The following is a 7,855-nucleotide window of genomic DNA, read 5'->3' as shown; positions in this document are numbered from 1 at the left end:
CAAAAGTGGAAATAAATTCAGGAGTATAGCGTTGAAATTCGACGTAATCATTCAGTTTGGAACGCCTCTTGAATCCCTTTTCTCTGAATTCCTCTTCCTGCGCCATTTGTTCAGAGGTTCCCTAAATATCTTTCCTCGGGTAACAAATATTTTAAATGTTGATCTCGCTTTGCTATTCTCTGAGGATTATCAGTATAGTGTAAAACCACATCAATTTCTGCATTTTCAGAAATGTTCTTCTGTAGTAACATTCGAAATTCATAGTCGGCTAAAGGAAATGAATAGCCAATAAATATTATTTTATCTGCATTCATTAGTGCGAAGCTTGCGGATTTCCATAAATTTCTATAGAGTTGATTATCAATAGATTTTATCATGGTAGGAGTTATTATTTCTGGCTGAATTAACACAGAATTTCCTTTAGAGGATTTCTTGCATATCAAACATTCTTCAGAGGATGAATCATCAAACAAATATTTCCCATATGGTTGTTTCTCAATTATAGAGAGCCCTCCGCAATCTAAGCATCTGAACCAGTTAATGGAACCATGCAGCTTAATTAGTTTTACGGACTTATCTCGTGAAACTCTCTCTTCCTTTTTTGAATCAAATTTGTAGTATTTGTCATTCAAGCACAAATTATAATTTATCCCACTTTTATTTAAATAGCCTTCCCAAAGCGTATCCCAATTTGTTGAAACTATAGTTATATTATCTAAATTTTGAGATACAAAGCTTATTACTCTTTGGTATGCAGGGTGTTTAAAAGAATGTTCCATTGTTTTTTTTCCAAAATAATATGTAAATAGACGTAAAATTGAATGCCGAACGCTATCCATATCTAAATAGGTATACTTTTTATTATGCTCCTTTAAAATAATGGCTTTATCAAAAGATGTAAAAACATCTTCCAAACTTACGTTAAGATGAATATCAACAAGTTTTTGCCGTATTTGTTCTTTTAATATTTCCAAATTTTTAAAATAATCGTTTAAATCTACGATGTATTCTGGCCTCTCAAAAAGTAATGAATGCATTTCTTTCGTAGCCAATTCAGCATCTGTACTCTTTAGTGTTGTAATTTCGCCCCACTTTCCGAGAAAATTATTAATTGCTTCAAACCGAGTTTTTGCTTCCAGAATGTTGATATAGCTCTTATGATATATATCGTAAGAGTCCCCATAAGAGTATAAAAGATATAATCCTACTTCAATGAAAGCTCGTAAAAACTTAATACTTTGAGGCTCTGCCTTTATATCAAGAATAGACCGTTTTTCTGGAGCCAACATTGCATCGATGATTTTATTTTGTATTGGTAATTTTGCTGGGGCTGAGAAACCAGCTCCAGTAATCTGGCATAAATTTCACACCATGATTTGATATTTTGATACCATTCAGGAGCATATACACTTACTGCATTAAGAAAATCTTGGATTAAAGAGTTCAACGGTCTAGTATTTACCTCATTCCATTCTCTAATTTTGCAGTATAAAAAATGTATTGCTGCAATTAAACTAGCATCTGTGGTTGGTCTATTACGGGACACAATCCCATACCTTGTTTTCATAGTAAATGGAATAGAGTCGTTATAATTGCTAAAATTGTTAATATCATTTTTTATAGTGATATAGCATTGCTTACAATCGCAAATGTTATCAAAATAGTCTTTAACATAATCAGAGGAAGATTTTTTTCCACTAAAATAACCTTTACTACTTAAAATGCTAGCAGCTTCATCAAACCTTAATCTTCTATGAATAGGGTAAAAATAATATTTATTGACCGGTAACCCACCACCGACTGGAGTTATATTCCTCGCTTCACCATACCCAACCGATTGTGCCACACCATATAATCTGTGAGTAATTTCAGTATTACAAAGAAGTATAGAATCATATCCGCCATATGCCATAATCGGTTTTTTCCCTATGGTATCAAATACTTTTAAAAGTTCGTAAAATGCTTGTCTTAAATCATAATTGGCATCAAAAGAATCAAAATCATCAATCCAAATAAACAGATAATCATACCCATTGATATTATATGTACTTTTTATCTGCTCTAAATATTCTTTTTTAAGTAAGGATTCTTTGTCCAGAACCAATTGGGCAGCTAAGTCATAAGTCTTTTCTCCAATATTTAAGGAAACATATTTTTCAATGCAGCTCTTGTTAATACTTAGCCATTTAAGATTAGTATTTCTATCATATTCATTTTTTATCATAAAATATGGTGCAATGAGGAATCTAGGAATTGGTCCAACTTTAGCAAATTTTAAATATTTATCATATTCTTTTGTTTTAATAAAACTGTCAACATATGAAGTTTCAAATTCCCATACTTTTTTAACCAATTCATCAATTTCACTTTCAACTTCATAAACTTTCGGTGTCCGTTGCTCATCAATTATAATATTAGCAAGTGCTTCCGGCATGCAATTAAGATATTTCTCAATGGATTTTTTTAAGTGCATTCTTCCCTTTTTGTTTTTCGCTTGAAGGGCTGAAATGTCATGTTGAAAAATATGGGTTTGAGGGTCAATAATATATTGCCGTTTATGTACCGAAACTAAATCTGCAACTGCCGCCCCACTATAAGCTACAATGGTAGCATTAAAAATGACTGCGTCAAATTCATTTTTAAATTTGACAAAAGCCTTTTTATCTGTTCCAGTATTGTATCTGAGAATTCTTAATGGTGAATTCATATTGTCACCCCCTTAATATAATTGATAACACTGGCTTTTTGAACGGTCCAAACATCCTCTATGTGTTTTGGCCTCAATACATATTCAAAAAAATCGTTTTCATAATTGTAAAAATATAATCCTATGCCCTGCTCAGTACAAGAATTTACAACTGTATTTATTGCTCTATCAGTTTTGGGCTTTGGAATACATATTTCAAGATAGTCAAAGCATATTCCTACACGTAAAGCTTGCTTAATAGCTCTTTTCCAATCCGATAGTTTGAATTCAATAGCAGATACTTCATGTGAAATATTGTTGTATTTTACAACATCAATAGAACGGCTAAACACAGGGACTTCACAGATAAGTTGCTGATTTTTTTCTTTGAAACTTTTCAAGAAGGATTCCCTAAGTTCTTCTTCGCTATAAGCATAATTAGTCATCACGCATTACCTCATCTTTAATCAAGGAATTTGTGGTATACTTCGGATACTTTGTATATACATATTTGAGTATTTGTTTAGGATATAATGATATAATCTTTTTCTTAAATATCTCCAGTATGGACAACTGATCTGGATCTAATGGAAGTATTTCTTCTTCCACGTATTTAATTCCTTGAGTTGCAATCTCATACTTCATATACTTCCCATCTTCTCTCACGTGACTTTGGCTTTGTTCTGTCATCTCATCAATAAACGCATCTTCTTGCCAATCGTCGACCTCTCCCATCTCTTCTGAAGCATTTATATCAGTCACTTTAATAAAGCCAAGGCCCCGGAAAAACTCTATTTGGTCATATAATTCTTTCGAAAAAGGCCCATAATTATATGCAAAGAATTCCGGCAATTTGTCAGAGTTTAATCCTTTCTTTTTCAATAATGGTGCTATCTCCTCATTAAATAAGAACATCATTTTTGTTAATCGAATAGCGCCTTTAATTGGCTTCTTGTTATCCAAATACAGTAAAAGTAATAAGTAATCCGATCCTATTAATTTACTCATATTCTATCTCTCCATACATAAAAAATTACGCAGATAATACCATTGGTAAGTGGCGAACAATATACAAATTTTGCTGCTTAAATTCTCAAATCTATAATAGCCCAATAACTGCCAATGTTCAACCACAAATTTTAAAACTTCTCTATTGAAAAAAGTAAGCGGTATTCTCATGTCGTTTCCTTTTTAATTTCACCGACGAAATTATACACGATTTTGACCCGTTGGACTTTTTCGCCGTTCTCAACATGGATTTGACCTATCACGATTTTGTCAATCAGACGGTGAACAATCGCTTCGTCCAATTCTTCAACGGCTGCGTACTGGCCGATTTCCTCAATAAAAGTCCGAACATCCTTGCTACGATCATCGACGCGGCTGAGTGTTTCCATGATTTCCTGTGTTCGAGTCTTGCCCTGTGTTTGCTCCTGCTCAAGTTGCTCTGTCATCACGACAAAGCGATGCTCCGTTAGAATGCCCTTGGATTTATCTTCATAGAGGCTCATGAACAGCTGATCAATTTCCTGATTACGCGCTGTCAAGGCGTTCAGCTCTTTTTTGAGCGACATTTCATCGACGTTTTGTTTCTGTTCCAGCTTTTTGGTGAGTTGGGTATAGAAAGCATCTGAATCCTGCAAGGCTTTCCGGGCATGTTTCTGAATATCGGCTAATACAAGGTTATATAGGTCACGAGCTTCAATCTTATGGCTGGTACAGGCGTTTTTCCCCAACCGGTTATAGGTTTGGCAAATGTAATAGGACTTGTCGATTGGCTCCCGCTTTTCCTTGGTGACGCGGTTAATATCCATACGGCCCACCTTTTCATACCGCGCCTGCATGGATTTCCCGCAGGTTTCGCAATGAAGCAAACCGTGAAACAGATTATAGAAGGGACAGGCGTTGCCTTTCATGATGGGCGGGCGATGGTCGATCAGCTTTTGCACCCGTTCCCACTGCTCTTTACTGACTATGGCCTCATGACAGTTTTCGATGATTTCCCATTGGTCGCGAGGAATGGCATTGACCGTATTGGAACGGATCGCCTTCTGGTGAGTTTTACAAACAACATGAGCACCGTAGTAAACAGGATTCCGAAGAATCATGCTGATAACGGAACCGCCCCACGAGTAGTAATTAATGTCTGGATTGGCTTTGATTCTGCACCGCGTAATCGGTATTTTGCGTTCCAACAGATATTTAGAGATACGCATGTTGCCCCATCCGTCCGAAGCAAGGTCATAAATCTTTTTGACGATGGGCGCAGTCTTCGGGTCGATAATCAAATGCCCATGATCCTTCGGGTCACGTATCAGACCGTAGGGAGTGGTGCCGCCTAAAAACTTGCCCTGCCGGGAACGCGTCATCCATCCGGCTAAAACCTTTTTGGAAATATCCCGGCTGTAGAGGTCATTTAGAATGTTGCGGAATGGAGTAATGTCCAACTCCTGCTTGTTTTGACTGTCCACACCATCCGTAATGGCAATATAGCGCACATTATGGCGCGGAAAGTAGATTTCGATGTAGCTGCCCGCCTCGATATAATTGCGTCCAAGGCGGGAGAGGTCTTTGGTAATCACACAGTTGACTTTGCCCGCCTCGATGTCGGCAATCATCCGCTGAAACCCGGGACGGTTGAAATTGCGGCCCGTATATCCATCGTCCACATAAAAAGAATATTCGCCCATGCCGTTCTTTTCCGCGTAATCCTTCAACATTGCTTTCTGGTTGCTGATGCTCATGCTTTCGTTATCGCGCCCGTCTTCCATGGAAAGACGGCAGTACAGGGCGGTGGTCGGATAGATCAAATTGTTTTTCCTGCTCATTTTACGTTCTCCTTAAATGAACAGGGACACGATACCTAAAGTGTACCATGTCCCCGCCGCTTTTTCAACGCCTTGCCGGTACTTATTGTGATTTATGATTTATCCAATGCTCGAACCGGTCGCTGACTCGTCGCTCGATTACCTGTTGGAAAGCGTCTTGCATACTCTGTTTTCCGCTGTATTCGTGAACGATAATGTAACGGGGTTTTGCTCCTTTCGATTTACTGGAAGAAGCCACAGATTTTTCGCAATGATTCATAGGCGAGCCTCCTTTGAACGTTTGGATTGAAAATTCGGGCAATCCATTACGACGGCCCGGAAACTCTGCTTGCAGCCGTGGACGCATTTCCGGCAAAGTGAGTTGTATGTCATACGGTTTCGGTGATTTAAGAAAAGCTGCCATTCCAGCTTGTGTTTTTTGCTCATTCTCGGCATGAAAGCCACTCCTTTCGTCGCTCAAATGGATAGATGAATTTTCTGTAGCTTTCCGGTGCTGTTTTCGGGAAAAATCGGCCCTGTAAGCCCCATCTGTGAAGCGGGGCATTATGGGGATAGGGGTAGGACAGGCAGACATAAAATGTTGTGTTCCGGTATTGTTTCGGTGCGGATTTTATCGCTCATGATTGCATCCCCGATCTCTGGACTTCTCCAACTGGGCAAGTTCATTGGCGGTTTTACGGATTTTTCCACGGCCTGAATATCTGTGCGCATGGCTTTCATCTGTTGATACCGGGAGCTGTTTTGGGCAGCAAGGCGTTCCACTTCGGACTGCCAATGCCTCGGCGTAATCTTCTCACCGGACGCTTTAAGATCATTCAGATACCGCACGGCGGCGTCATATAATGCAAGTTCCACACTGTGCGCATCTTGAAATTTTCCCCGCGCCCTTGGTTTCAGTGCGGCAAGCCGCTGGTGGAAAGCTTTGTTGTCGGAATACTGCTTCCACATGGAAAGCCGCTTGTTCAATCCGTCGATCTGGCGGGCGGTAGCGGCAATCTCTCCGCGCAATCCGTAATATTCAGTTTGCATGGCGGTCACTTTCGTGTGAAGCTCCTGCATGGAAGAAATGCCGTTTTCCTGCAAAAAGTTGAACAGCGCGGTGCTCTCTTTGAGGGCCTTAACTTTGCCGTATCGGGTGGTGGGCTGAATTACGGTTTGTGCTTGTTGAAGCTGTTCGCAAATGCTTGGTTTTTGCTCCGGTTGTGCCGCCTGCTGTTTCGACCAATTGTAAAGGCGGGTGATACGTGCCTTGATTTCTTTGAGCAGCCGGTTCTGTGCGGCAATTTCCCGATTGACGGTGCCTTTTTCAGTGAAAATCCCCCGGTACTCCATCTGCGTGGTCGCGACGCCCATATGAACGGTAGGAATCTTCTGTACGCCCTGACGGACATAGCTGCGGTGGTCGATTCGCTCCGGCTTGCCGATCTGCTCCAACGTGCGGTTACAGGTATCAGCCCAAGCTGCCCGCCACACTTCGGCTTTGCCCGGATCGTTCCAATCAGTAGTATCAACCCGGTGGCTTTTGAAACCGCCACTGGGAAGTGGAATACGCTGACCGCGCGCATCAAGGTCATATTTCTTCCGGCACTTCGCGCCCCATTCGCCGCGCTCAGTCAGCGGGCGCAGGATGAGCATGATATGCGCGTGCGGGTTCCCGTTGCCTTTATCGTGAATAGAAAAATCCGCACACATGCCGGAAGCTATAAAAGTATCCCGGACATAGGCGCGAACAAGTTTGATTTGCATATCCCGGTTAAGCTCTGCTGGCAGGGCAATTTCGATTTCGCGGGCAAGCTGGGCGTTGCGGTTTTTTTCGATCTGCTCCACGCTGTTCCAGAGGGTGGAACGGTCGGAAAATTCGGGTGGGGCATGGGCAGGAAGAAGAATTTCCGAATAGACTACGCCGTCTTTTTTCGTATAATCATGGGTGATGCCATCCCACTCGTTTGTGAGCTTTTGTCCGCTGCGATAAGCGGCGGCGGCAACGGCGCTTCGGCCTTGACTGCGTTTGATAATTTTGATACTGCAATGGTAGATGGCCATAGGCAAAAATCCTTTCGACGGTGGGCATAAACAAAACCTCACGCTGGGTCGTATTCTCCGCAGAGAATTCGACGCGGCATGAGGTTGCACAAGAGGTTTGGAGGGCGTAGCCCCCATCGCGCCCGTCAGGGCGCAACGGCCTCGCAGAGCGCACAGCACCCGCAAGGGTGTATAAGTGCGCCCTAGTATAATTACACTAAGGGAATGGAACGGTACGAGAGGACAACCACTCCCCGCGCAACAGGCTCCCATAGACGCAGCCGGTCATAGCGTTTAAGCTGATACCAAACAGGAATAT

At 41.3% G+C, this 7,855-nt stretch carries 8 protein-coding genes; all 8 read right to left on the bottom strand.

Features of this window, described 5'->3' with window-relative positions:
- Positions 1 to 110: 110 nt before the first annotated feature.
- A complete protein-coding gene (locus CAFE_RS15350; protein ID WP_156991104.1) occupies positions 111 to 1,289 on the bottom strand; it encodes an SIR2 family protein in 1,179 nt (392 codons plus the stop codon).
- Positions 1,253 to 2,707 (bottom strand): hypothetical protein, encoded by a 1,455-nt coding sequence (locus CAFE_RS15345; protein ID WP_156991103.1) that lies wholly within the window; start codon positions 2,705 to 2,707, stop codon positions 1,253 to 1,255. The genes CAFE_RS15350 and CAFE_RS15345 overlap by 37 nt, the downstream gene beginning before the upstream one ends.
- The gene (locus tag CAFE_RS15340; RefSeq protein WP_128743077.1) at positions 2,704 to 3,132 is read right to left on the bottom strand and encodes a hypothetical protein; all 429 of its coding nucleotides are present in this window, start codon (positions 3,130 to 3,132) and stop codon (positions 2,704 to 2,706) included. Before CAFE_RS15340 ends, CAFE_RS15345 begins: the two co-directional genes overlap by 4 nt.
- Entirely contained in the window at positions 3,125 to 3,694 is a 570-nt protein-coding gene (locus CAFE_RS15335) for a hypothetical protein (RefSeq protein ID WP_128743078.1), read from the bottom strand. The genes CAFE_RS15340 and CAFE_RS15335 overlap by 8 nt, the downstream gene beginning before the upstream one ends.
- A gap of 167 nt (positions 3,695 to 3,861) precedes the next feature.
- Positions 3,862 to 5,514, bottom strand: coding sequence for a recombinase family protein (locus tag CAFE_RS15330; RefSeq protein WP_156991102.1), 1,653 nt, complete (start codon positions 5,512 to 5,514; stop codon positions 3,862 to 3,864).
- A gap of 82 nt (positions 5,515 to 5,596) precedes the next feature.
- Entirely contained in the window at positions 5,597 to 5,773 is a 177-nt protein-coding gene (locus CAFE_RS15325) for a hypothetical protein (RefSeq protein ID WP_156991101.1), read from the bottom strand.
- Positions 5,770 to 5,949: a hypothetical protein gene (locus tag CAFE_RS20810; RefSeq protein ID WP_128743080.1), complete on the bottom strand. Its 180-nt coding sequence runs from the start codon at positions 5,947 to 5,949 to the stop codon at positions 5,770 to 5,772. Before CAFE_RS20810 ends, CAFE_RS15325 begins: the two co-directional genes overlap by 4 nt.
- 108 nt (positions 5,950 to 6,057) lie before the next feature.
- Positions 6,058 to 7,557, bottom strand: a complete 1,500-nt coding sequence (mobQ, locus tag CAFE_RS15315) for a MobQ family relaxase (protein WP_276529271.1) — start codon at positions 7,555 to 7,557, stop codon at positions 6,058 to 6,060.
- Positions 7,558 to 7,855: the final 298 nt, after the last annotated feature.

The organism is Caproicibacter fermentans, assembly GCF_009746625.1.
Lineage (GTDB): Bacteria > Bacillota > Clostridia > Oscillospirales > Acutalibacteraceae > Caproicibacter > Caproicibacter fermentans.
The sequence above is the reverse complement of the archived record's forward strand: the minus strand, read 5'-3'. Positions and strand labels throughout refer to the sequence as shown.